The sequence below is a fragment of the Pseudomonas sp. NA-150 genome, assembly GCF_044336365.1.
In the GTDB taxonomy this organism is placed as follows: Bacteria; Pseudomonadota; Gammaproteobacteria; order Pseudomonadales; family Pseudomonadaceae; genus Aquipseudomonas.
This window is the reverse complement of sequence record NZ_CP172305.1, coordinates 3,817,490-3,841,467: the sequence shown is the minus strand read 5'-3', so window position 1 is coordinate 3,841,467 and position 23,978 is coordinate 3,817,490. Positions and strand designations below refer to the sequence as shown.

The following is a 23,978-nucleotide window of genomic DNA, read 5'->3' as shown; positions in this document are numbered from 1 at the left end:
CAAAAACTATGGAAAAAGCCCCGTCACTGGGACAGGGCTTTTTGTATTGCAGACAGCAACCGCTAAATCAGAACACCACGCCCTGGCTACGCAGGTAGTCGTCGTAGGTGCCGCTGAAGTCGACCACACCGCTCGGGCTCAGCTCGATGATGCGGGTGGCCAGCGACGATACGAACTCACGGTCGTGGCTGACGAAGATCAGCGTGCCAGGGTAGTTCTCCAGTGCGAGGTTCAATGCCTCGATGGATTCCATGTCCAAGTGGTTGGTCGGTTCGTCCATGATCAGCACGTTTGGCTTTTGCAGGATCAGCTTGCCGAACAGCATGCGACCTTGTTCACCACCGGAGATCACCTTCACCGACTTCAGAATCTCGTCGTTGGAGAACAGCATGCGGCCCAGGGTGCCACGCACCATTTGCTCGCCACCTTGGGTCCAGCGACCCATCCACTCGAACAGGTTGGCTTCTTCTTCGAAGTCCGACGCGTGATCTTGGGCGTAGTAGCCCAGCTCGGCAGCGTCGGTCCATTTGACGGTCCCGGCGTCCGGCGTCAGTTCGTTGACCAGCGTACGCAGCAGGGTGGTTTTGCCGATACCGTTCGGGCCGATGATCGCCACGCGCTCGCCAGCTTCAACCACGAAACTGAAGTCCTTGAACAGCGGTTTGCCGTCGAAGCCTTTGGCCATGCGCTCGACGATGACCGCCTGACGGTGCAGCTTTTTGGTTTGCTCGAAGCGGATGAACGGGCTGACGCGGCTCGAAGGCTTGACCTCGGCCAGCTGGATCTTGTCGATCTGCTTGGCACGGGAAGTGGCCTGCTTGGCTTTCGAGGCGTTGGCCGAGAAGCGGCTGACGAACGACTGCAGCTCGTTGATCTGTGCTTTCTTCTTGGCGTTGTCCGACAGCAGTTGCTCGCGGGACTGGGTCGCCACGGTCATGTACTCGTCGTAGTTGCCCGGGAACAGACGCAGCTCGCCGTAATCCAGGTCGGCCATGTGTGTACAGACACTGTTCAGGAAGTGTCTATCGTGGGAGATGATGATCATCAGGCTGTTGCGCTGGGTCAGGATGTTTTCCAGCCAGCGGATGGTGTTGATGTCCAGGTGGTTGGTCGGTTCGTCGAGCAACAGCACTTCTGGATCGGAGAACAGTGCCTGCGCCAGCAACACGCGCAGTTTCCAGCCTGGCGACACTTCGCTCATCGGGCCGAAATGCTGTTCGATGCCGATACCCAGGCCCAGCAGCAGCTCACCGGCGCGGGATTCGGCGGTGTAGCCGTCCATTTCAGCGAACTCGGTTTCCAGCTCGGCCACGGCCATGCCGTCGGCTTCGGTCATTTCTGGCAGCGAATAGATACGATCGCGCTCGGCCTTGACCTTCCACAGCTCTTCGTGACCCATGATCACGGTGTCGATCACGGTGAATTCTTCGTAGGCGAACTGGTCCTGGCGCAATTTACCCAGACGCACGTTCGGCTCCAGCATCACCTGGCCACCCGACGACTCAAGATCGCCACCGAGAATCTTCATAAAGGTGGACTTGCCGCAACCGTTGGCGCCGATCAGGCCGTAACGGTTACCGCCGGCAAACTTGACCGAGACATTCTCGAACAGGGGTTTGGCGCCAAATTGCATGGTGATGTTAGCTGTGGAGATCAATTACCTTACCTTTCAATAGCTTAGGATTGACTGGATTCCGCGGGTGCCCTGTTGGGTACCCAAAATAGAGCAGAGTTCTGCTCGTGCCAGTCAGAGCTTGAGTTGACCCAGCGCGCATAGGTTGACAGCAACATGTGGACGCTGGGGCCAAGCTGCTGAGAGAAGAATGCGGGATTCATGCCGGACATTGCGCGCATTGTCGCATAGGTGCGACGACAGTTGTATGGCAGGCGACAGCGGATTTGTCGGCCAGCCAACGGCAACTCGGGGGCAGGGGCGCGCATTAGCGTAGCTATTCATACTGAATGGTTGGGTGGCTACGGCTTTTTATCCAACGTCGACTGCCAGTCCGCAGCATTAAGGTAGCCCATCGCCTCGGGTTTGCCGGTGTGGCCGAGGTTGATGAACAGCGAACTGGCGTACTCGCTCGTCCCCGCATGGGGATAGCCCAAGGCTTTTTCCATTCGGTCGATACAGTCGCCGTGGGTGATCAGCACCAGATTACGGTGCGGGGCCTTGTGCGTGATGACATCCTGCAGCATGGAGTGGTCGCAATACATCAACCAGTCTCGCTGGGGAATGGCTTTGCCGAACATGGCGTAGGCGGTTTGCGCAGTGCGTTGCAACGGGCTGGTCAGCAGGTCGGTTTTGGTCAAGCCAAGGGTGGTTAGCGCTTTGCCGGTCTCGATCGCCGTTTCGCTGCCGATGCGAGTGATGCCGTCGCTCGGGCCCAGGCACGGATGGGTGGAGTGGCTGCAGGTTTCCGCATGTCGCACGAGCACCACGACATTGCCGATGTCCCACTGGGTATAGACCCCGGCGGTGGTCATGTTGTCGCCTTTGGCCAGGTCCGGCAGTGACCCCGGCCATCCGTTCAGACTCAGGGCCAAGATCAACAGTGCGGCGACTGTGGCGATCAGCAGGAGGGTGCTCAACCCGGGACTGTCGTGCTTCCCTGAAGACCCGTATGCAGCAGCGAGGTCGGTCATGGTATTTACCGTGTTGGCCTGTCGAAATGACCACCTATCGCCCAGCAACGGAGCCATTTGAGCACACAGGCTAAAGTGGACTGGGTCAAGGCGTCGTCAAAAGGAGGTGAAAAAATCAGTATTGACTGACAATGGCGGTGAACAGGCGCGGGTACTCATCGATATTGCAAATTGGATCCAAAAAATCACAGTGTAAGGGACGTGTAAACAGTGGGAACTACCGAGCAAAGCGGAAGGTCTTCAGTCTATCTTATGGAGGAGTAGGGCGCGGTTGTTGCACCCACCTTACACATTTCATGTCATCAGGCTTACCAGCAGTCGCTCGATGGGTACAGGGTTATTAAGAGGCTTTTTAAATGCCATTCTTCCCATGTTTCCTGTCTGTTGTATGTGTGATCAGAAATCAATCGGCCCGGCTTGAAAGCATTGTGGCGGATGCAACATTCGTCATTGCCGAGTTGGTCAGTGATTATGAGTTTATCGTGGTTGACAACGCCTCGAGTGACGACAGTATTGCCGTGCTTAAACGCCTGACCGATGAACAAGGGTTTGCCAATTTACAAGTGTATGCCTTGACCAAGGAAGTCGACGTCGACACCGCCTCTTGGGTGGGTTTGGAAAGTGCCTTGGGTGACGTGGTCGCAGTGATTGATCCGTTACGCGATGATATTCGCTTTCTGCCGAAGATGCTCGGTCAGGCCATGGGTGGCGCGGACGTGGTGTTTGTCTGTAATAAGACCCAGCCGGTACAGCCCCGTATATACCACATGGCGTTTCTTATCTTTCATCGGCTGTACCAATGGTTCAATGGCATTCATCTGGTTAAACAGGCGCCACCTTATCGCGTAGTGAACAAGAAGGTGATTAATTTCATTCTTCAACATCCTCGACCGGCGATGGCCTATCGGCACTTGCCGGCGACCGGTGGTTTCATCCGCGCTTACCTGAGTTACTACTATACGCCGCCGCCGCTGATAGGGGCTTCTACCGGCCTGTGGGAAAGTATTGATCGTGGGGTGCGCTTATTGATCTCCACCACCCCTGCACCGATGCGACTGGTCACCGCGCTCTCGTTATTCGGTGCCGGAATAAACCTGTTGTATTGCGTGTATGTGGTCGCTATCGGTATCTTCAAAACAGATGTAGCGCCCGGTTGGATCAGCCTTTCATTGCAACAGTCGGGTATGTTTTTTCTGATCTCCCTGGTACTGCTGGTACTGGGTGAATACATATCAAACATGGTCAGTTTGTCCAGTGAGGGCCCTCTGTATCATGTGGCCCAAGAGTTCACCAGCGTGCGCATGACACGCCTGGACAAGTTGAATGTAGAGGAGGTGTCGTCGACCGCAGCGCCAGAGAGCGTTTCGGTCAACGGAGACGCCTCGTGACGGCGTCGCCGGCGCCGGATTACGACGCCGTGATTATCGGCGGCGGATTTTACGGTTGCGCCATCGCTATTCATCTGGCCCGACAGCGACAGTTGAAACGCGTGGTGCTGATCGAACGCGAGCCGGGGTTATTGATGCGCGCCTCGTATAACAATCAGGCGCGGGTGCATAACGGTTATCACTACCCGCGCAGCTTTACCACGGCTTATCGCAGTCGGGTCAATGTCCCCAGGTTCCTGCAGGATTGGCCTGAAGCGATCAGGCGAGACTTCACCAAGCTGTACGCGATTGCCCGCCATAACTCAAAAGTCACCGCTAAACAGTTCGAGCGTTTTTGCCGTGACATCGGTGCGGCGGTGCAGAGTGCGCCCGCCGGGCTGCGGCTGTTGTTTGAGCCGAAGTTGATCGAGGGCGTATTTGTCGTCGACGAGTACGCGTTCGACAGTACCCAACTGGCGAGCTGGGCGGAGCGCGAACTGACGGCGAGCGGGGTGCAGATTCGCTATCAGACCCTGGCCTGCGCCATCGACAGAGCGCCGCAGGCCGGGTTGCAAGTGGTGACCCGCCGTGCGGGGCGAGACGATGAGCGGGTTGGCTGCCGCTACGTCTTCAACTGCACCTACAGTGGCACCAATCAGTTCAAGGGTGATTTTCCCGGTGTCGGCACCGGGTTGAAGCAGGAAATCGCCGAGATGGCGCTGATGCAGATGCCGCCAGCGCTGGAAGACTTGGGCATCACGGTCATGGACGGCCCGTTCTTTTCGATGATGCCATTCCCGGCTCGCGGGCTGCACACCTTGTCCCATGTTCGCTTCACCCCGCATGTGCATTGGCAGGACCAGCCAGGGATCGATCCTTACGAGCGGCTCAGGCTGCACCCCCGAGAAAGTCGTGCAGAACGTATGGTTCGGGACGTCGCGCGATATATTCCAGCCATTGCCCAGGCCAGGCACATCGAGTCGATATACGAAGTCAAAACCGTACTGCAAAAGAACGAAAGCGATGACGGCCGACCGATCTTGTTTGAAAAGCACGCCACCTTACCCGGCTGTTACTCCGTGCTGGGCGGGAAAATAGACAATATTTACGACGTGCTGGAGAAAGTAGACGATGAAATACGTTGACCTTCCCAAGCTGGGCACTGCACTCGCGCTGGTCGTTCTGCTGAGCATTTTTATCACCTTGACCTCGCGTTCAGTCTGGATGGATGAAGCCATGCTGCTGAAGAACATCATCGCGATCAAGGCGCCGGCAGAGTTCATAGCGCCGTTGCCGTACTACGATCAGGCGGAACCGGTGGTGGCGTCTTTGTTTTTAAAGATGATCATGACGGTGTTTCATTACGACATTCGGTCGCTGCGGTTTTCGGTATTGACGGCATCGGTGGTGATGTTTCTGCCCATGTGCCTGCTATACAAAAAATACCGTTGGGGGCTGTTTGTATTACTGATTGCGCTGATCGGGAACTCATTTTCGATGGGTTTTCAAGTAACGGAGTTGAAGCACTATTTCCTTGAAGTGTCGGCCAGCTTCCTCGCCATACTGGCGATCTGGAAGGCGGAAGAAACCCGGCATATGGCCTGGCTAATCGTCGGCGCTGCCGTGGTCAGTGTGCTGGGCTTTTCGACGTTATTAGTGTCCGGTGGCTTGTTGGGTTATGCCGTGTGGTGGTTTTTAACGCGCAGGGACGATCCTCAGTGGCGGATAAATGGTCTGCTGTTTGTGTGTGCACTGCTGATCGTCGGGTTTTCCTATGGGGACATGAAACACTTGACGGTCTATCAACTCGGCAACTATTCACAGTATAAAAACAGCTCGTTCAGCCAAGCTTTGGCTGTGTTATCCGATGCGCTACTGGGCGCGTATGGCAAAGCCTTGTTGGTGATTTCGATAGTCTCCAGTGCTGCCTTGTGGGTGTTTAACGACAGAGGCTTTATTTTCAAATTGAATGTGTTTTTTTGTGCCTTGCTGCTGGTCGTGGTGGCGGGCAAAGTGCTGGGGTTCTACCCGGTGACTTATCCTCGGCATGTGATCTGGCTGGTGCCCTTTAGTTTGGTCATTTCCAGTTTGGCGACGCTCGAATTTACCGCAAGTCCATCAAAAACGTTCAAGGTGCTGGGCTGGTTGCTCTTTACGCTCCTGTCACTGCAAGCAATGAAGGCCTGCTACAAAAATGCCCAAGGCGACAACTATGAGTTCACCGACAACGCGGCGCTGTACGGCTACATCGCACAGATGCCGACAGAGACGATTCTGGTGCATCCGAATGCGCAACCGTCTCTGGAGTTTTATCGCCTGCGCGACCCGCAACTGAGCCATCAGCATTTTATCGTCGCCAGGGATGAGCAAACCAAAGTCAGGGCGCCGGCCATGGAAGGCGAAGAGTTGCGCGGCTGGATCGACGATCTGTTCAGGCAGCGGCCGGCCGGCCCGTTTTATTTCCTGACCTCCCATCTGAACCTGCAAGCGGGAGAAACCGGGCAAGGGGTTGTGCTTGAGTCGGAAATCCGCAGGTTCAACTGTACCTACAGCGCCGCGTTTGCCGTGAATGATGCGCAGTTGCTGCTCATGAATTGCGGAGCCGCTCATGAACAATGACCAAAACGGCCTGATCGGGTTTACCGGGTTTGTCGGCTCGACGCTGGCCAGGCAGACCTCGTTCACCGCCCTTTATCGCTCGACCAGCATCGCTGAGATCGACCACCGCTCGTTCGATACCCTGGTGTGCGCCGGCGCTCCCGCGCAAAAATGGATCGCCAACCGCGAACCCGAAGCGGACTGGCAGAACATCGATGGCCTGATCACCCACTTGCGCACCCTGACCTGCAAAACCTTCATCCTGATCAGCACCGTCGATGTGTTCAAGACGGCGGTTGAGGTCGACGAAGACAGCACGGTGGTGGAGGCAGGCCTGCACCCCTATGGCTTGCACCGCCGGCGTCTGGAACAGTTTGTCGAGGCGCACTTTCCCCGGCACCTGATCGTTCGACTGCCGGGATTGGTGGGGCCGGGCCTGCGCAAGAATGTGATTTTCGACCTGTTGCACCACAACAACCTGCAGGCCATCGACAGCCGTGGCGTGTTCCAGTTTTATCCGATGGTCAATCTGTGGTTCGACCTGCAAATCGCGCTCAACGCCGGTTTGCAGCGGATCCACCTGACGGCGGCACCGATCAGCGTGGCGGCATTGGCGCAACAAGGTTTTGGCCTGGCCTTCGAAAACCGCTTGTCCACGCCACCGGCGATCTATGATTTTCGTACGCGACACGCTGATCTGTTCTCGAGCACGGGGCCCTATCAATACAGCGTCCGGGAAACCCTGCAAGCGATTCGCGCCTACGCGCAGTCGGAACCCTCTACGATTCATCCCGATTCGAGGACTGGCCCATGAGACTGGCGATTTCCAACATTGCCTGGGATCCGGCGGAAGATGCGGCCGTCGCGCAGTTGCTTCAGCGTCACGGCGTCGATGCGATCGATGTCGCCCCCGGCAAGTATTTTCCCGATCTCAACCAGGCCAGCGACACTGACATCGCCCGGGTACGACGCGGGTGGCACGAGCGCGGTATTGAAATCACCGGCATGCAGGCGCTGCTGTTCGGCACCACCGGCTTGAATGTCTTTGGCTCTGAACTGAGCCAGGCGGCGTTGCTGCTGCACCTGGCGAATATCTGCCGCATAGGCGCGGGCCTTGGCGCCACTCGGTTGGTGTTCGGCTCTCCGAAAAATCGCGACCGCAGTGGACTGGATGACCAGCAGGCGTTCGACGTGGCGGTAGAGTTCTTCCACCGGGTGGGAAATTTCGCTGGCGCTTACGGCGTGCTGATGTGTCTGGAACCCAACCCGCCGTGCTACGGCGCCAACTTCATGACCACTAGCGCCGAAACGGCCCGGGTGGTACAGGCGATTGATCACCCGGACATCAAGATGCAACTGGACACCGGCGCGCTGACGATCACTGGCGAAACCCCCGACACGGTTCTGCGAGAGCATGCCTCGCTGATTGGCCACGTGCACGCCAGCGAGCCCAATTTGGTGCCGTTGGGCGATGGTTGCACCGACCATGCACAGGTGCATTGCGCGCTGAAACAGCACCTACCCAAGCACCTGGTGACCATCGAAATGCTCGCCACCGTCCATGAACCGCACCTCACGTCTATCGAGCGGGCCTTGGTCGCCGCCAACGGTTTTTACCGCAGTGGCAACGGGGAGGGGCGGGCATGAAATGGCTGATCCTGTTGCTCGGCATTTTCTCCAATACCTCGGCCAGCGTGCTGGTGAAGATGGCCATGATGCCGCCGCGCAAGTTCCCCTCGTTCAATGACCCGCTGAACGCCTTCAGCAATTGGCCTTTCTGGCTGGGCCTCGGGCTGTATGGTCTGGCCTTTCTGCTGTATGCCGCCGCGCTGGCCCGCTTGCCGCTGAATGTGGCGCATCCGGTGCTGACCACCGGGGCTGTGGCCTGTGTGGCATTGTCGTCGGTGTTGATCTTTCGCGAACCCTTCCACTGGACCACCGGCGCTGGAATTGTGCTGGTGATTGCCGGCGTTGCGCTGATCACCGCCCGGGTCGCCTGAGGAGACTGCGATGACCTCTTCACAGGCGTGCGACAACCGTCAGGTACCGTCCTGCACCCGGCCGCTGTGGCAGGGGCGCCAACACCGCTGGTGCGTGGTGATTCCGGTGATCAACGAAGGGTTGCGGATTCACAATCTGCTGGGCCGTATGGCCGCGCTGAAGATCGCCGACAGTGCCGATATCATCGTGGTCGACGGCGGCAGTACCGATGGTTCGCTGGCCCTGGACGACTTGTTGCGGCTGGGCGTACGCGGGCTGTTGGTGAAAACCGGCGCTGGTAAACTCAGCGCCCAGTTGCGCTGCGCCTATGCCTTCGCCCTCGATCAAGGCTACGTCGGCGTCATCACCATCGACGGTAACGACAAGGACGATCCGCAGGCCATTGCCAGCTTCATAGCGGCGCTGGAGCAGGGGGTGGACTTTGTTCAGGCTTCGCGTTTCATCGATGGCGGCATCGCCGAGAACACCCCCGCAGCGCGAGATTTTGCCATCCGTTTCATTCACGCGCCGATGCTGAGTTTGTTTTCCGGCTTCAAATGGACCGACACCACCCAGGGCTATCGCGCCTACAGCCGGAAACTGCTGCTGGACCCCGATCTGGCTTTGTTTCGTGATGTGTTCGTGACGTACGAACTATTGGCCTATCTGTCTTATCGCGCCCCGAAACTGGGCTATCGCTGTGTTGAACTGCCCACGGTCAGGCGTTATCCCAAAGGCGAGGTACCCACCAAAATCAGCAGTGTCAGGGGCAATCTGGCGGTGCTGAGGGTGTTGTTTCGAGCCTGCCTCGGGTTCTATAACCCCTGATCATCCGCGTCTTCACAGTGAAAAAGTTGTGAAAAAATCGGCGCGGCTTGAAAACAAAACTATGACACTTAACCCTCGATAATGCTGGCTGCGTCCCTCCTTGGCCTGATATACAGCACCATGCGCATTCTTATCGTAGAAGACCACAAAGATATCCTCGACAGTGTTTCCGAATACCTGGTGTTGAAGGGTTGTACCGTCGTTGGGGCCGCGGACGGCTTGACCGGCTTGCATCTGGCCGTCACCTCCGCCTTCGATGCGATCATTCTCGACGTCATGCTGCCAGGCATGGACGGCGCGCAGTTATGTAAAAGCCTGCGGGAAAATGCCCGGCTGGATACGCCTATCGTGATGTTGACCGCCCGGGATGACTTGCACGATCGTTTGCGCGGGTTTGAAGTCGGCGCTGATGACTACGTGGTCAAACCCTTTGCCGTGTCTGAACTGTTGGCCCGGATCGAAGCCATCGTTCGGCGCAAGAAGGGCGTCAATCAGCGCACGCTGAAAGTGCATGATCTGGTGTATGACCTGGACACCTATGAAGTCACCCGCGCCGGTATACCGCTGAAGTTGAATCCAACCAACCTCACACTGCTGGCCCTGCTGATGCGCAAAAGCCCCTCGGTGGTGCGTCGGCAGGAACTGGAAGAAGCGGTGTGGGGCACTAACGTCCCGGACAGCGACAGCCTGCGCAGCAATATCTACCTGTTACGCAAAGCGATTGATCGCTCGTTCGATGTGCCGCTGTTGCAGAACTACCACGGCGTGGGTTATCGGATTCACGGGCCGGGGTAGCCAGCCCCAACACGTTAGCTCCCACAAAGATCCTGGCTGACCACAGACTCTGGGTCAGGCCGAGATTAATGTGGGAGATTCTATGTTCCCAGGCAACACACAATCCCTGTAGGAGCTGCCGCAGGCTGCGAACAATAGCCATCGCGAAGGCCGTTCCGGCCTTATCGCAGCCTGTGGCAGCTCCTACTCAATTGGGGCCAACCGTGGATTTTTGTCCAACCACAAATCACTGTGGGAGCCAACGTGTTGGCGAATGGTTTGACGCGGTGTGTCACCCATTCGCCGGCCTTGCGCAAGACTCAAACCATCAAAGCGCCAGGAAGTAGTAACTCCGGTTGCCGACCACGATCTTGTTCAGCACTTTGTAGGACGGGTCGGGTTCAGACTGGCGTTCCATGACGGCGACATGTTCAGGCGATTCATTCAGGAACGCCTTCAACTGTTCCTCGGTCGACAGCGCCTGCAGCAGGCTCTGGCTGTAAAACACCCCGGCGCCGGCCAGGCGTTCGCTGGGAGTCATCAAAACCACTGTTTTACCACTGCCTTGCAGGCTGTGGATCTGCTGGGTCAGAGGCAGGAACGACTGCGACTGACTCTCTCCTTTGCCCCAGGTGGCTACACTCAGGTAGCTAATCACCAACAGACCTATCACGCCGAATGCCAGTTTCTGCCCGTGCTTAACCAGCATAGCGGCCAGGCTTGAGGTGTCGGTATGCTGGCGCGCACGCTGATACAACACGGCCCCGTATTCCGCAGCTATTACTGCCGCGGCAGGCGTCATCGACATCAGGTACACCATGCGTTTGCTGGAAGCGAAGGTCAGCAGGGTCAGCTGTGCCAGCAGCCACAGGCTGAAAAACAGCAGGTACCGATTGGCCTTCAACTGCTTGCGGAAGTGCCACAAGCCCAAGTACACCAGCAGGTTCCATGGCAGGAACGCCTGTGGGAGTTTTACGAAGTAATAGTGGAAAGGCTCCATATGCCCGGCTTCTTCAAACGAGCCGCTGAATCGCCCGATGCTATTGGCCCACAGCACTTCGCTCACGGCAGACAAACCGCCCGCCTGATACAGAAAACTCAGCCAGACCAGCAACGGCAGAAGACCCAGCAGGGTAATCGATGCTGGCCACAGCCAGTCGGCCAGTACGAAACGTTTGCTCAGCAGGCTCTCACTGACCAGCCAAGCGAAGATCACCGCCCCCGGCAGTGCCAGTCCGAGTACGCCTTTGCTCAACGTGGCGATGGCGATACCCAGGGCAAACAGCAGCCAATAGCCCAGGGGGTGGCCGGTCTGCGAGGCGCGTAAGCGACTGACCTGAAAATACGCCAGTAACGCCAGCGTCACGCCGAGGCTCAAGAGCGAGTCTTCGCCGACCTGACGCGCATTGCTCCAGTAACTGGCCATGGTCGCCAGCAAAACTGCAGCAGCTACGGCAATAGTCACCGGGCGACCGAAGCGGCGCAACATCCCATACAGCGTCAGCATGCTCAGCAATCCGGCCACCGCCGACGCCAGCCTTACGGCCCAGATATTGGCGCCGAATAAACCGATGGCGCCCGCGTCGAGCCACAGGCTCAGTGGTGGTTTCTCGAGGAAGGGCTGACCATTCAGCTTCGGCGTGACCCAGTCTTGATCCAGGTGCATTTCCATGGCGATCCCCGCCACGCGGGGTTCGGTCGAGCCTTGTAATTGATGATTGCCAAGGGCAACAAAAAACAACAGGCAACCTAATACAAGTAGCAAAAAGGAGGGGCGAGTCAACAACGCATTTACTCAACAATCAGAGGGGTACAGTATGGGAACCTACGGCTGTTTATTCAGCGTGGCGGGCCAATCCTGAACATTGATCAACCCGAGGATTTTCGGTTGCTTGTCGGTGCCCAGGCTGATGAACAGCGAGCTGGTATATTCGGCGGTGTCGGCGTGCGGGTAGCCCAACTGCTTTTCCAGCCCACCGATGCAGCCGCTGTGAGTGACCAGCACCAAGTTCCGATGATCAACCTTGTGGGCCACGATGTCGGTGAGCATGTTGCCAGACTCGCAGCTCACTAGCCAATCTTGTTCGGGGACGGCCTTGCCGAAGATCGCCGTTGCTGTTTGCGCGGTGCGGTGCAAAGGACTGGCCAGGATATCGGTGTTGCTCAAGCCGAGATTTTTGAAGCCCACTCCGGCTTCGATACCGCTGTCGTTGCCCACGCGGGTGATGCCATCAGCCGGGCCGAGGCAGGGATTGCTGGAGCGATCACAGCGTTCGGCATGTCGCACCAAGACTACAACGTTGCCGGCTTGCCATTGGCTGTACACGCCGAGCGTGGCCATTTGGTTGTTTTTGCCCAGGTTTGCAATTGATTTCGGCCACAGGGTAAAGCCAACAACCACGGCGACCACAATGAGGAACGCCACTCCCAACAATAGATTCGTCGGTGAGTTCCATTTTTTTGCAGTGGCTGTTTTATTTGAACGAACAGGATCAGTGACGCTTTTCACCAGCATGTTGCTCCGCAGCGATGAGTATCGAATACCCTTGGCAAAAAATGCCGATGAGTATTCTGAGGACTTGCTATATACCGGCATCTTAAAAAAACGTTGGTAGCCTTGTAGTTAAAAAAGTGTGAAAAAATACTGACAAACGCCCACTCATGCTGCAGGTCTGGCGATTCGGCTTGAATGCAGGCAAAAAAAAGCCCCGCATCGTTCGATGTGGGGCATTTTCTACGCGGATTATTTAACCCCAGGGTCAATTGAGGTTCGATCTAGTCCATGGCCAAGACTATTTGTTCTGCCGCCACACCTTGACGTAATCGACGCTGAACGTAGACGGCAGGTCAGCGTCGTTGACCACGCCGAACCAATCCCACATCGCCTCGCTGTCGAACACGATTTGCATCGGAAAGAACATGTGAGTGTTCTTCGTTTCCCTGACCAATACTCCGTCGACGTACCAGCGCAGCGTGTCAGGCCGCCAGTCAAAACCGTAGACATGAAAGCTATCCGCGAAGCGCCAGGGGGCGGTCCAGGTGCTGCCGTTGCTGAGGTGCTCGCTACTGGTTGGCGTAGCCCACACGTGGGCGTTCATGTTGTAGAGCCGGTCGAAGGCACCGTTGCGGGTCTTGCCGCCGATCTCAAAGATGTCGACTTCGGTGGCATTGTCGGCAATCCCGGTCCAGGCCAGCCAGAACGCACTGGAGCCTGCCGAATTCATCGGTTTGGCACGCGACTCGTAATAGCCGTAGAACCCGCGCGCGATGGTACGCACCATGGCTGAGCTGTAACCCTTGTAGCCGAGGCGAAGGTACTTCTCGGGCACGACTTGCTGGCGAAACACAATATTGAGGTTGCCGTTAGCGAGGCTGGCATTGTCGGGCAGGAACAGCGAGGGTTTGCGCCCGAGCGAGTCGGTGCCCGTGGCGTCGTTGACGTGCCAGCGGCTGGCGTCGAGGGTTGTACCGTTGAAGTCGTCGGACAGTTGCGTATTCAGCACCCAGTGTCCCGCATTGGCCTGATCGGACAGCGGCAGGTCGGCGTTGTGCTGTGTTGGTAGCGTACCGAGTGGGCCGGTCCGGGTCCAGCTATTGGCCTCCTTCGGAATGGCGACCGACCATTTGCTGGCCAGGTACTCAAACACGGCCTGGCGCTGCGCCTGCGTGGTCAACGGGCGGTCGTAGACCAGCACTTCGGCAATGTCGCCCTGGAGGGTTTCCGAGGTGCCGGCTACGTTACGGGCCACCGCATACGGACCGATAGGCACGTCGCTGGTCTCGAGAAAGGCCAGGGTTGGCTCGTAGGCCGTGGTCTGTTGCACGCTGATGCCGAAGTTCGGTGCGACGTTGTCGTTGTCGGCGAGCTGCGGGCGTGAGCTGAACAGGCGTTGCCAAGGCTTGCCACCGGCCTGTTCAGGCAATCGACGTGAGACTACAAACACACTGACCGGGCCTTTTGTCGTGCGGATCGCCTTGCCGATAAACGCCGCCGCGCCATTGAAACGCACCACGGAGTGGCCATTCAGGGCGTTGTCCACGCGTAACGGCAACGAGGTGGCGGCGGGATTGTCGACGCTCAGGTTGTTGGAGTGGCCGGATTTATCTTGCCAGCCCTGCAGCTGGTTCTGCCCATTGAAGGTCATCTTCGACGAATCGGCGCCGTCGAGCCAGAGCACCAAGCCATCGCTGGGAGGGCGCTCGGGTGCGGCCTGTAGGGTGGCGCTGATCAAGGCCAGCAGAATTATCAGTAAACGTAGGCTGGACATGGGGTTTCCCGTACTGACATAGGGGCGTCATTGCGGTTTCGCTCTGGGGACGTGCTGCGGTCCCCAAGGTGTTTAGTCAACGCGCAGTAAACACCACCTTAAACTCCCGCACCCAGCGCGGGTGCAGCACGCTATAGGCCAGGGCATAGGTCAGCGCACCAATCACGATGTCACAGGCCAGGTGCAGATAGCCGGAGAGACCCGATCGCCCGGAGATGAAGGTCACGACAGCGGCCATGACCAGCGCGGCGAGCACACTGCGGTAACCGGATTCGAAGAAGCTTCGCCAGCCGTAGCCGATGGCGGTGTTGAGTCCGCGAATCTGCAAGGGGGTGATGATCAGCATCCGTACCAGCAAGGCCAGGGCAGCGGCCATGCCGCCGTAAACGGAACCCAGCAGGTACACCAGCGCCAGTGCCAGCAGTGTGGTGGTCACTTCGGCCTTGAGGGTCAGGTAGGTACGGTTGACCGCCACCAGCGCGGTGGTCGCATACAGGGCGAGGTTGCCCAGCGCGGCGGTGCAGGCCAGCACCTGCAGCAACGCGATGCTGTCGGCCCATTTGGCGCCGAAGATCAACAGGATGATGTCGTTGGCGGTCAGCGCGATTCCGACGAACAGTGGCGTGAGCAGGAAACCGCTGATGGCCGTCGAGTCGCCAATCAAGCCGATCAAGCGCGCCGGATCGGCACTGCGTCGAGCGAACGCCGGCAATGCATAGCTCATCAAGCCGTTGTAGATCGCGCTGCGCGGCAGGTCGATGATTCGCATGGCCAGGTTGAAGATGCCCACCGCCTGCGCGCCGGAGGTGATACCCAGCACCACGGTGACGCCGCGTTGCAGGGTTTGCGAACTCAGCACGTTGATCGCCACGGGCGTCCCGGCGTGTAACAGTTCGCGCAGCACTGTCCGGTCAATAAGAAAGGGAATGCGCCGCCGATCCCCGCGCATCAAGACCAGGATCGACACGAACTCCATGATCAATGCCTGCGCGATCACCGCCCACGGGCCAAACCCCCAGAGGGCGACCAGCACGCCGCCGATGCCGCCGGCCACTTTGCCGAGCAAGGTGCGAGAGGCCAGCAACTTGAAGTTGCTGGTGCGGCGCATCTGCACAACGTAGATCCGCGCCATCATGGTGAACAGAATCTTCACCGAGGCCACGGCCGTCATCCAGCGCAGCGCGGTGTCGGTCGTATAGAGCATGGCACCCAGCGAGATGACCACAACCGACGCGAGGCTGATCAGCACGGCAAACCAGAACCCGGTACTGATGTGCTTGTTTTCCAGGCGCTCCAGCCGTACCAGCGGGTCTTCCAGCACCGACGAGTAAAGGATGCCGACCATCTCGACGATGGCGATGATCACCGTTCCGACACCCAACTCGGTCGGTGTCAGCAAGTGGGCGTAAACCACAAACGTGATCATCGACAGGAAAATCAGGCCGAATTTTTCGGTGAAGATCCAGATCAATGTCACCAGACGATGATTGGCCATGGCAAGGACCGCGAAATGAAGGGCTGTGGGTTCAGGAGGCCTTGCCCAGGGTTTTTGCCCGTGCGTAGAGATAACGCAGGGTCAGTTTGCCGTGGAACAAAATCAACGTTCGCCAAGAGTGCGCCAGCATGTTGCGAAACACCTCGATGACGTCTTTATGTTCACCGCGCCGGGAAAACGCATTGAGGAACTCGGCGTGGTTGGCCAGCACAAAATGGGTGCGTTGCTGCTTGTTCAGTCTGGCACCGTAACGGGCAAGGTACAGCTCGATGAAGCGGATTTTGTGTGGGTAGTACTTTTGCGGTTGCGCAGTGATATTGCCGCTGTTGACCCCCCGTCGGTGCAGGACCCGCGGCACGGTGTGGATTTCCCAATACTCGGCGATACGCGTCCACAGCAACCGGTCTTCGGCAAACCTCAGGGTTTGGTCGAAGCCGCCGAGGGCCACGATCACTTCGCGCAGGACCAGCACGCCGGACGTGCCGTTGATCACGTTTTCGTGGATGAAGTCGGTGAAATGATTGCCGCTCTTGCAGCGGTCCTCCAACTGTCGAGTGCCGTCGCTGAACTCGCTCATCTGGTAGCAATCGATCATCCCGACCTTATGCCCGTTGTCGGTCAGCTCGGCATACAGTGCCAACTGCTTTTCGAGTTTCTGCGGTTCCCATTGATCGTCCGCATCGAGGAAGGCAATGAAGGTTTCGACGGCGCTGAAGACACCCTGGTTGCGCGCGGTGGCGGGGCCCTGGTTGGCCTGTTGCAAGAGGATCAGGGGAAACGGCGCCGCATAGTCCCTGACAATCTGCGGCCCCTGATCGCTGGAACCATCGTCGATGACGATCACCTTATCCGGCCGTCGGGTTTGCTGGCTGAGGGAATCCAGTGTCTGTTGAATGCACTCGGCGGCGTTGTACATCGGTATCACGACGCAGACCGAAGGGGGGCCTGTAAGGCTATCGTTCAACATGGGCGTTGCTCCTTGAACGCGGCGCTGGATCTGCTATTACCCCGGGCATTGGCAAGCGGTGCCGGGTAACGGCGTTTAACCAGGTGATGACGGAACGACAGGGTCAGGGTGCAAAACACCAGGAATTCGGCGGAGCGGTAGTTGGGAATCACGTAGGCCACATAGTTGGTGACCACGATCAGGCCGATGATCACCAGGGCACAGGCGTGATACCGGGCCGATTGATCGGCGGTAATCGCCCGGTATTGTTTGATCAGGGCTTCAGCGAACAGCAGGATCAGCGCAATCAATTGAATCAAACCACCGTTGAGCAGGGTTTCCACGTAGCCGCTATGGGCGTTACCGATATAGCCCCAGCGGTTGATGAACACGTCGGCATCGGGGCTGGACCAGAAGGCGCCGAAGCCGTAGCCCTTGATGAATCGGTCATCGATCAGCGGCGACAGCAGCTCCCAAATCAACGTGCGGTCGGTGAGTGACGGGTCACGGCCGACCATATCCAGCAGCAGTGTGTAATTGCCGTACAGAAACAGGCAGATCAGCAGGTATACCAAGGTGGCGGCGAAGAACACCGCCAACGAACGGTTCAGGCGCAAGCGGATCAGCATCAGGAAATACCCGTAGCTGGCGGTGCCGGCCACGACCAGTGCGACCCCGGTAGCGGACTGCGCGAGCGCAATGGCGAGCAGCGGGAATAGTGCGTAGAGGATGGCCATCGGGTTGCGCTGGTGGATCATCGGCAACAGCAACAGGATGGCGACCGCATTGATCCGGGCACCGGCATTCTTTTCCGAAAAGATCCCCTTGAACGCACCATCACGAATGCCGCCGGCGATGAACGCGAGGTCCGGGCGGATCACCGCGAAAATCAGACCCAGCAGCGCGGCGGCGCCGATCACGCAGCCAAACATGAAGGCGATTTTTTCAAGGCTGTAGTGGTAGGCGATGAACCCGGCAAAGGACACCACGCTGATCATCGCCACGAAGCGTTTGATACTCAGCATCGGGTCGCTGGACCAACTGATTGACACGGCCACGCTGATCAGGAACACCAGCAGGAAAAAATTGCTGCGATAAAAGCTTTTGCTGAGGAACACCTTGTTGCGAATGAAGAAGAACAGTGGCACCAACAGGGTCACCATCCCGCAAACCTGATTGGCAATGTTGCCTTCCAGGTCCTTTTCCGCATCGTCCAGACTCGCCACGGTGCCCATGCCGAGAAAAAACGAGATCACCTGTGTGTAAAACAGCACGCCAAACAGCGTGAACCCATCGCACAGCGTGGAATACCTGACTTCCAGCCTGTTCATGACGCTGGCCTCCCGAGTAACGCGGCAAGGTAGGTGTTGACCGCTCGACCACTGATGAATCGCGCCGCAGCATCGAGGCGACGTTGGCGGTGCAGGGCCCTGGGCAATGCCAGTTCCAGGGTGATGGCCTGTGCCAGGGCGGCGGGGTCTTCGATGTCGACCAGGGGCGCGACCGCACCGTCGTCGAGAATGTCTTGCGGACCATAAGGGCAGCGGGTCGACACCACCGGGGTGCCGGTGGACAACGCTTCGACCAGTGCATTGGGGCTGCCTTCGAAGCGTGAAGACAACACAAAACAATCAGCGGCGGCTATTTGCGCCAGGGGATCGCTGGCATACCCCGGCAGGTCACAACGCTCGGCCACACCGAGGGCGGTGGCGTGCTCGAGCAATTCGGCCCGCAGCGAACCTTCACCGAAGATGATCAGCCGGGTGCTGCGATCGGCCAGGCGGGCGAAAGCGTCGATCAAGGTGTCGAAGCCTTTTTGCCGGGCCAGGCGCCCCACGGCGACAATCACCGGTGAGGTTTTTTCCAGCAGCCAGGGGTGGCTCGGAGGTCCCGGTGGCGTGTCGCGAAAGTCGCTGTCGAGCACCGGGTTGTCGGCGACCGTGACGTCCCGTGGACGGGCAAGGGTGGTGTCGACCAGGTCCTGGGCCACGCCGCGCGAAACGCAGATTACCGGGTTGGGAATCAGGCGGTACAGCAGCGGTGCCAACAGGTACGCCAGTCGCACCGGCAAGGCCGGGTTGACGTGTTTGTCCCGGGAAAACGCGTTGCGCTCGCTGACGTGCATCCGTGCAAGCGTGCCCGAGAGCAGGGCGGCGGCGATGGCGATCACGTTGACATGGGTGAGGGCGGCCAGGTGCGCGTCAAAGTGATTGCGGCGCAGAAAACCGGCCAACGGCAGCACGGCGGCGGCGCTGCGAGGGCTGTGCAATGCCACCTGTTTGACCCGCGGATCGAGTTGCGCCGCGTACACGCCACCACCGGTGAGCATGAGCAAGGTCACGTCGTTGCCGGCCTCTACCAGCGCACCGGCCAGCCGCATCATCATTTTTTCGGCGCCGCCTGCGCCGAGGTCGTGCAGGATGATCAGCAGTTTTTTCATTGGTTCCAGACCTGATAGTAAGCCTGTGCGGCGTGCTCACTGGTGTATTGGCGGACCGTCTCGGCGAGCGCTGGTTTGCCGGGCGCGGCGTTGCCATCGGCCGCCAGGCTTTGCAGCAGTGCATGCGTCAGCGCCGGTGCATCGTTGACTTTCACCAGCGGCCCGAGGCGTCCGTTATCGAGCAGCTCCCTGGGCCCACTGCCGCAGTCGGTGGACAGCACCGGCGTGCCGAGCGCCAGTGCTTCAATCAATACGGTGGGCAACCCTTCATGGAGAGAACTCAGGATCAGCAGGCGTGCATGACGGATCAACGGGTAGGGATTGCGCAGATGCCCGGTGAAATGCACCCGCTGCGCGATGCCCAGGCGCTGTGCCAAGGTCACCAGGTCGGCACGTTGCGGGCCATCACCGGCGATCACCAGATCGGGCAGCGTGCGTTGTTCCGCCGCCATGGCGTAGGCCTCAAGCAGCAGATGGAAGCCCTTGGGCACGACCAGTCGGCCAACGCCCAGCCAGTAGTGAGTGGGCGTACCGGTTGGTAGGGGGGCCTGCGCGGCGCTCAGCAGTTGTTCGGTGACCACGGCATTGGGGCAATAGCGAATCCGCGGATGGCCCCAGGGCATCAGTCTCGCCAGGGACTGGCGCAGTCCCTGGGACACCGTCACCACCTTGCCGCTGCCGCACAGGTACAACGCGTACAGCAGGCGCAGGCTACCGACGCCGGTTTTCTGTTCGGCACAATCCAGCGCCGCGTGACGGCTGTAGATCACTTTGCAGGAACTGCCGAGGGTGGCGAACCAGGTGCAAAGATTGGCCTGTTCCTTAGCACCGATCAGGTGCGTCACGCCTTCACGATGAATAAAGAGGCGCAGCAGCACAATCGACTTGAGCAGGCCGGCGATACCGCTGCCGCCGCCTTCGACGATTTGCGCCCCTTCGATGTCCGGCGTGTCACCGTTCATGACGAATAGACTGACGCGTCGGCCGTCCTTGAGAAACTGCTCCGCCAGGCGTTTCTGCACACACTCGACACCGCCGCCGGGGGTGAAGTCCTTCAGAGCGAACAGGATATGCATGGTCTTTCCCCGGCGCTTTGGGCGCAGTGATATCGATCGCGACTTTGTGCCGAAGAATCATTCCCGCGAGCTGGAGAAAGTTGCTCGGGTAGTCGACCAGGTAGCGCTTGATGGTGCGCGGCTCGCGGTACATCCGATAAAACGCACGCAAATGCAGGCGGTCGATCGCTTCGGGGTAGTAACAACCGGTGGTCGTGGCCTCCTGGCGAATGAACCCGCCGCAGGTAAACGCGACGCCGTCGAAGCCTTCCCTCACCGCATCGAGGACGAAGCGTTCTTGCAACCCGGCACCCAGTCCCACCAGCAATATGTTCACCCGGCTGCGGCGAATATCTGCCTGAACGGCTCGCGCTTGTGACGCATTAAAGTAACCGTGGTGAGCGCCGGCAATCGTCAGGTGTGGGTAGCGCTCTTGCAGCTTTGCGATGAACAGCTCCAGCTCGGCATGCCTGGCACCCACCACATACATACGCTTGCCCTTCAGTTCGGCGTCACGGAATACCGGGTCGGCGATGGAGGTGAAGTCGAAGCTGACCCGCTGCACGGGAATTCCGGTGACATACGACATGAAGCCCGACATCAACATGCCGTCGCAGAAACAGGCGAGGGAGTGGGGTTGCTGGAGAAAGCTGCCGATCGACGCAAAGTTGATGAAGGAAAACGCGCGATTGGATTCAAGCAATGTCGGCGAGTAACGCTCGACCACTTTTAGACGGATCATGGCGGACCTCCTTGCGCAAGCGCTTGTAGGGTCTGACGGCCCACGGAGATGTAGGTAAAACCGCGTTTGCTCAAACGCTGCGGGTCGAACAGATTGCGCCCGTCAAAAATCAGCGGCTGCTTGAGTTGTCGGGCGAGCAATTCAAAATCGGGGGCGCGAAACGGCTGCCATTCGGTGACGATGACCAGCGCATCTGCATTTTTCAGCGCGGCTTCCTTGGTACCTGCCAGGACCAGGTCATCGCGGTCGCCATACAGACGCTGGGTTTCCTCCATGGCTTTAGGGTCAAACGCCTGGACGCGGGCGCCAGCTCGCCACAACGCTTCCATCAGCACGCGGCTGGGGGCCTCACGGATGTCATCGGTGTTGGGCTTGAAGCTCAAGCCCCACAGGGCAAAGGTCTTGCCCTGAAGGGCACCATTGAAGTGGTTGAAGATCTTGTGGAACAGGGTGGTTTTCTGATCGTTATTGCGTGACTCGACCGCCTTTAACACCCGGACATCGAGGTCGAGGCTATTGGCGACGTGAATCAGCGCCTTCAAATCCTTGGGAAAGCACGAGCCGCCGTAGCCGACACCGGGGTAAATGAATTGGTAACCGATGCGCGGATCCGAGCCGATACCGAGGCGCACCATTTCGATGTCGGCGCCGAGGTTCTCGGCCAGGTTGGCCATCTCGTTCATGAAGCTGATCTTGGTCGCCAGCATGCAGTTGGCGGCGTATTTGGTCAGTTCGGCGCTGCGCAGGTCCATCACGATGATTTTTTCGTGATTGCGGTTGAACGGCTCGTACAGCTCGCGCATGACGGCTTCAGCGCGCTGACTGTCGGTGCCGATGATGATGCGATCCGGGCGCATGCAGTCGTCGACCGCACAGCCTTCCTTGAGAAATTCGGGGTTGGAGACCACGTCGAACGTCAGGTCGCTGCGATGGGATTCCAGCAGGACCTGGGCAATGCGCTCGCGCACCAGGTCAGCGGTGCCAACGGGGACGGTGGATTTGTCGACGATGGTTTGATGCCGTTGCATGTGCTGGCCGATCGTCTGCGCCACGCTCAGTACATGTTTGAGGTCCGCCGAACCGTCCTCATCCGGCGGCGTGCCGACGGCGATCAACAGCACATCGCCATGATGCACTGCACTGGCGAGGTCGGTGCCGAATTGCAGCCGGCCGTTTTTATAATTCTCGCGAACCAGGCTTTCCAGGCCCGGTTCGTAGAGTGGAAGGGTGCCGTCCTTCAGGGCTTGAACCTTGCCCTCGTCAACATCAACACACAGCACGTTGTGGCCCACCTCGGCCAGCGCGGCACCTTGTACCAGCCCCACATAACCAATGCCAAATACACTTACATTCATAAGGAAACCTCGGTGGATCGTGGCGTAAACCAACGACCGGTCACACAGTCAGTAGATGTTTTTCGAGAACAGGCTGAAGGGGGTCTTGAGCAGGATTTTGATGTCCAGCCACATCGACCAGTGGTTGATGTACGTCAGGTCCTGGGCGACCCGCAGCTGCATTTCTTCCACGGTTTCAGTCTCGCCCCGGTGCCCGGTGATCTGCGCCAGGCCGGTAATGCCTGGCTTGAGGCGATGGCGGGCCATGTAGGCGCTGACTTTGCCGGTGTAGTAAATGTTGTGGGTAACGGCGTGGGGCCGAGGGCCGACCAGGGCCATATGCCCTAGCAGCACATTGAACAGTTGCGGCAATTCATCGATGGAGCTACGGCGCAAAAATCGCCCGAGCGGGGTGACACGCTTATCATCCCGCGTGGCCTGGCGCACCTGCTGATCGTCGTGGACCGACATCGAGCGAAACTTCCAGACCTTGAACACCTCACCGTCGCAGCCATGGCGGTTTTGCTTGAACAGCACAGGCCCGGGCGAGGACAGCTTGATGGCCACCGCCACCCCCAGCAAAAGCGGACTGAGCAGGATGATCGCCACGGCGGCCACGCTGCGTTCGAATAACTCTTTGCAGAACAGGCTGCCGGGGTGTGAGGTGATCAGGCTTTCATTCAGATAGATCGCCGGCATGCGCTCGATTTCCGAGATCGAGTGATTGAGCAAGACCATGCCGCCGAAATCCGGGATCCACACCACGTCGACGTTGATGTCCAGCAAATCGATGTACAGCGCCTCGATGGTGGCGGCTTCCGCCATCGGCAACACGATGTAGACGCGGCGAATCCCCAGGCGGTTGATGATCTCGCGGATGTCGTCGACATGGCCGAGCAGCGGCAGAATGCTCGGGGCCGGGCCGGAGTGTTGCTTCGCGGCGATGAACCCGAGTAACAGGGCACGGTTGGGGGTGGTCAGCTTTTTGGCCAGCTCATGGGCGGTCGGGCAGGTGCCGATAATCACTGAGCGGCGTTCGTTGCGGATCATTCGCGAATACAGGCGAACGACAAAGTGGAGGGGCAGGAAACTGGTGGCCTGGGCCAGGAAGCCTACGACGGCCCAAACGATAATTGCCTGCCGCGAGAACAAAATGCTGGTCTGGGTCACGAACGCAATGCTGATCAGCACGGCCAGCAGGATCAGCCAGCCGGCCAGTAACCGGGCGAGCCCGACCAGCAGGCCATGACGTTTGTGGTAGACCTGCATCAGGCTGTAAATCGGCACCGAACCGACCACTGTCAGGATCATCAGCACGCGGTATTCGCTGGGCAGATTGCCGACGCGCCATTGCACAAGCCCGATCAATAGCAGGTTGACCAGCGTCATTGCGCACAGCCATTGCCCCCAGAATGTCAGGCCGCGCCGGTGTGCCATTTGGGCGGTAAATTGCGGTGTCATCGACTCAATCTCCAGACTTCGATTCCGCAGGCCGGTGTTGAGGT

21 protein-coding genes and 1 pseudogene are annotated in these 23,978 nt (G+C 58.7%); 8 read left to right on the top strand and 14 right to left on the bottom strand.

Annotation, left to right across the window (positions count from 1 at the left end):
- Nucleotides 1–67: 67 nt before the first annotated feature.
- From ACF0H7_RS18260 to ACF0H7_RS18250, 3 genes and pseudogenes are all read right to left on the bottom strand, one after another.
- Nucleotides 68–1,657 carry an ABC-F family ATPase gene (locus tag ACF0H7_RS18260; RefSeq protein ID WP_397448300.1) on the bottom strand — a complete coding sequence of 530 codons (1,590 nt, stop codon included), beginning with the start codon at nt 1,655–1,657 and terminating at the stop codon, nt 68–70.
- Between the two features lie 20 nt (nt 1,658–1,677).
- A pseudogene (locus tag ACF0H7_RS18255) lies at nt 1,678–1,899 on the bottom strand (hypothetical protein); the annotation flags it as partial.
- Nucleotides 1,900–1,974: 75 nt separating this feature from the next.
- Nucleotides 1,975–2,646 carry a histidine phosphatase family protein gene (locus ACF0H7_RS18250; RefSeq protein ID WP_397448299.1) on the bottom strand — a complete coding sequence of 224 codons (672 nt, stop codon included), beginning with the start codon at nt 2,644–2,646 and terminating at the stop codon, nt 1,975–1,977.
- 428 nt (nt 2,647–3,074) lie between these two features.
- Between ACF0H7_RS18250 and ACF0H7_RS18245 the strand changes: the two genes are divergently transcribed.
- The 8 genes from ACF0H7_RS18245 to ACF0H7_RS18210 all read left to right on the top strand — a co-directional run bounded on the left by ACF0H7_RS18245 (nt 3,075) and on the right by ACF0H7_RS18210 (nt 10,214).
- A complete protein-coding gene (locus tag ACF0H7_RS18245; protein WP_397448298.1) occupies nt 3,075–4,034 on the top strand; it encodes a glycosyltransferase in 960 nt (319 codons plus the stop codon).
- Nucleotides 4,031–5,158, top strand: coding sequence for an NAD(P)/FAD-dependent oxidoreductase (locus tag ACF0H7_RS18240; RefSeq protein ID WP_397448297.1), 1,128 nt, complete (start codon nt 4,031–4,033; stop codon nt 5,156–5,158). Before ACF0H7_RS18245 ends, ACF0H7_RS18240 begins: the two co-directional genes overlap by 4 nt.
- 91 nt (nt 5,159–5,249) lie before the next feature.
- Nucleotides 5,250–6,632 carry a hypothetical protein gene (locus ACF0H7_RS18235; RefSeq protein WP_397448296.1) on the top strand — a complete coding sequence of 461 codons (1,383 nt, stop codon included), beginning with the start codon at nt 5,250–5,252 and terminating at the stop codon, nt 6,630–6,632.
- Complete coding sequence (locus ACF0H7_RS18230; RefSeq protein WP_397448295.1) at nt 6,622–7,425, top strand: pyridine nucleotide transhydrogenase; 804 nt, start codon at nt 6,622–6,624, stop codon at nt 7,423–7,425. The genes ACF0H7_RS18235 and ACF0H7_RS18230 overlap by 11 nt, the downstream gene beginning before the upstream one ends.
- Nucleotides 7,422–8,258, top strand: a complete 837-nt coding sequence (locus ACF0H7_RS18225) for a sugar phosphate isomerase/epimerase family protein (protein ID WP_397448294.1) — start codon at nt 7,422–7,424, stop codon at nt 8,256–8,258. The genes ACF0H7_RS18230 and ACF0H7_RS18225 overlap by 4 nt, the downstream gene beginning before the upstream one ends.
- Nucleotides 8,255–8,611: an EamA family transporter gene (locus ACF0H7_RS18220; RefSeq protein WP_397448293.1), complete on the top strand. Its 357-nt coding sequence runs from the start codon at nt 8,255–8,257 to the stop codon at nt 8,609–8,611. The genes ACF0H7_RS18225 and ACF0H7_RS18220 overlap by 4 nt, the downstream gene beginning before the upstream one ends.
- Before the next feature lie 10 nt (nt 8,612–8,621).
- Nucleotides 8,622–9,419: a glycosyltransferase family 2 protein gene (locus tag ACF0H7_RS18215; RefSeq protein ID WP_397448292.1), complete on the top strand. Its 798-nt coding sequence runs from the start codon at nt 8,622–8,624 to the stop codon at nt 9,417–9,419.
- 120 nt (nt 9,420–9,539) lie between these two features.
- Nucleotides 9,540–10,214 (top strand): response regulator transcription factor, encoded by a 675-nt coding sequence (locus ACF0H7_RS18210; protein WP_397448291.1) that lies wholly within the window; start codon nt 9,540–9,542, stop codon nt 10,212–10,214.
- A 307-nt stretch (nt 10,215–10,521) separates the two neighbouring features.
- On the opposite strand, the gene ACF0H7_RS18205 is transcribed toward ACF0H7_RS18210, so the two are convergent.
- The 11 genes from ACF0H7_RS18205 to ACF0H7_RS18155 all read right to left on the bottom strand — a co-directional run bounded on the left by ACF0H7_RS18205 (nt 10,522) and on the right by ACF0H7_RS18155 (nt 23,934).
- Nucleotides 10,522–11,976 (bottom strand): ArnT family glycosyltransferase, encoded by a 1,455-nt coding sequence (locus ACF0H7_RS18205; protein WP_397448290.1) that lies wholly within the window; start codon nt 11,974–11,976, stop codon nt 10,522–10,524.
- 42 nt (nt 11,977–12,018) lie between these two features.
- Nucleotides 12,019–12,618 carry a histidine phosphatase family protein gene (locus tag ACF0H7_RS18200; RefSeq protein WP_397448289.1) on the bottom strand — a complete coding sequence of 200 codons (600 nt, stop codon included), beginning with the start codon at nt 12,616–12,618 and terminating at the stop codon, nt 12,019–12,021.
- A 367-nt stretch (nt 12,619–12,985) separates the two neighbouring features.
- Nucleotides 12,986–14,461 carry a family 16 glycosylhydrolase gene (locus ACF0H7_RS18195; protein WP_397448288.1) on the bottom strand — a complete coding sequence of 492 codons (1,476 nt, stop codon included), beginning with the start codon at nt 14,459–14,461 and terminating at the stop codon, nt 12,986–12,988.
- A 76-nt stretch (nt 14,462–14,537) separates the two neighbouring features.
- Nucleotides 14,538–15,956, bottom strand: a complete 1,419-nt coding sequence (locus ACF0H7_RS18190) for an oligosaccharide flippase family protein (protein ID WP_397448287.1) — start codon at nt 15,954–15,956, stop codon at nt 14,538–14,540.
- 31 nt (nt 15,957–15,987) lie between these two features.
- On the bottom strand, nt 15,988–16,923 hold the full coding sequence (locus tag ACF0H7_RS18185; protein WP_397448286.1) for a glycosyltransferase family 2 protein: 936 nt from the start codon (nt 16,921–16,923) through the stop codon (nt 15,988–15,990).
- Nucleotides 16,917–18,233 (bottom strand): O-antigen ligase family protein, encoded by a 1,317-nt coding sequence (locus ACF0H7_RS18180; RefSeq protein WP_397448285.1) that lies wholly within the window; start codon nt 18,231–18,233, stop codon nt 16,917–16,919. The genes ACF0H7_RS18185 and ACF0H7_RS18180 overlap by 7 nt, the downstream gene beginning before the upstream one ends.
- Entirely contained in the window at nt 18,230–19,342 is a 1,113-nt protein-coding gene (locus ACF0H7_RS18175; protein WP_397448284.1) for a glycosyltransferase, read from the bottom strand. Before ACF0H7_RS18175 ends, ACF0H7_RS18180 begins: the two co-directional genes overlap by 4 nt.
- Nucleotides 19,339–20,412, bottom strand: coding sequence for a glycosyltransferase (locus tag ACF0H7_RS18170; RefSeq protein WP_397453939.1), 1,074 nt, complete (start codon nt 20,410–20,412; stop codon nt 19,339–19,341). Before ACF0H7_RS18170 ends, ACF0H7_RS18175 begins: the two co-directional genes overlap by 4 nt.
- Complete coding sequence (locus ACF0H7_RS18165; protein WP_397448283.1) at nt 20,294–21,139, bottom strand: WecB/TagA/CpsF family glycosyltransferase; 846 nt, start codon at nt 21,137–21,139, stop codon at nt 20,294–20,296. The genes ACF0H7_RS18170 and ACF0H7_RS18165 overlap by 119 nt, the downstream gene beginning before the upstream one ends.
- A complete protein-coding gene (locus ACF0H7_RS18160) occupies nt 21,136–22,494 on the bottom strand; it encodes a UDP-glucose dehydrogenase family protein (protein ID WP_397448282.1) in 1,359 nt (452 codons plus the stop codon). Before ACF0H7_RS18160 ends, ACF0H7_RS18165 begins: the two co-directional genes overlap by 4 nt.
- Before the next feature lie 48 nt (nt 22,495–22,542).
- Nucleotides 22,543–23,934 carry an undecaprenyl-phosphate glucose phosphotransferase gene (locus tag ACF0H7_RS18155; protein WP_397448281.1) on the bottom strand — a complete coding sequence of 464 codons (1,392 nt, stop codon included), beginning with the start codon at nt 23,932–23,934 and terminating at the stop codon, nt 22,543–22,545.
- Nucleotides 23,935–23,978: the final 44 nt, after the last annotated feature.

Coding starts and splice junctions, on each gene's coding strand:
- ACF0H7_RS18250 (WP_397448299.1), bottom strand. CDS start 2,646: ATGACCGACCTCGCTGCTGCATACGGGTCTTCAGGGAAGCACGACAGT.
- ACF0H7_RS18235 (WP_397448296.1), top strand. CDS start 5,250: ATGCTGCTGAAGAACATCATCGCGATCAAGGCGCCGGCAGAGTTCATA.
- ACF0H7_RS18230 (WP_397448295.1), top strand. CDS start 6,622: ATGAACAATGACCAAAACGGCCTGATCGGGTTTACCGGGTTTGTCGGC.
- ACF0H7_RS18225 (WP_397448294.1), top strand. CDS start 7,422: ATGAGACTGGCGATTTCCAACATTGCCTGGGATCCGGCGGAAGATGCG.
- ACF0H7_RS18220 (WP_397448293.1), top strand. CDS start 8,255: ATGAAATGGCTGATCCTGTTGCTCGGCATTTTCTCCAATACCTCGGCC.
- ACF0H7_RS18215 (WP_397448292.1), top strand. CDS start 8,622: ATGACCTCTTCACAGGCGTGCGACAACCGTCAGGTACCGTCCTGCACC.
- ACF0H7_RS18210 (WP_397448291.1), top strand. CDS start 9,540: ATGCGCATTCTTATCGTAGAAGACCACAAAGATATCCTCGACAGTGTT.
- ACF0H7_RS18195 (WP_397448288.1), bottom strand. CDS start 14,461: ATGTCCAGCCTACGTTTACTGATAATTCTGCTGGCCTTGATCAGCGCC.
- ACF0H7_RS18190 (WP_397448287.1), bottom strand. CDS start 15,956: ATGGCCAATCATCGTCTGGTGACATTGATCTGGATCTTCACCGAAAAA.
- ACF0H7_RS18185 (WP_397448286.1), bottom strand. CDS start 16,923: ATGTTGAACGATAGCCTTACAGGCCCCCCTTCGGTCTGCGTCGTGATA.
- ACF0H7_RS18180 (WP_397448285.1), bottom strand. CDS start 18,233: ATGAACAGGCTGGAAGTCAGGTATTCCACGCTGTGCGATGGGTTCACG.
- ACF0H7_RS18175 (WP_397448284.1), bottom strand. CDS start 19,342: ATGAAAAAACTGCTGATCATCCTGCACGACCTCGGCGCAGGCGGCGCC.
- ACF0H7_RS18165 (WP_397448283.1), bottom strand. CDS start 21,139: ATGATCCGTCTAAAAGTGGTCGAGCGTTACTCGCCGACATTGCTTGAA.
- ACF0H7_RS18160 (WP_397448282.1), bottom strand. CDS start 22,494: ATGAATGTAAGTGTATTTGGCATTGGTTATGTGGGGCTGGTACAAGGT.
- ACF0H7_RS18155 (WP_397448281.1), bottom strand. CDS start 23,934: ATGACACCGCAATTTACCGCCCAAATGGCACACCGGCGCGGCCTGACA.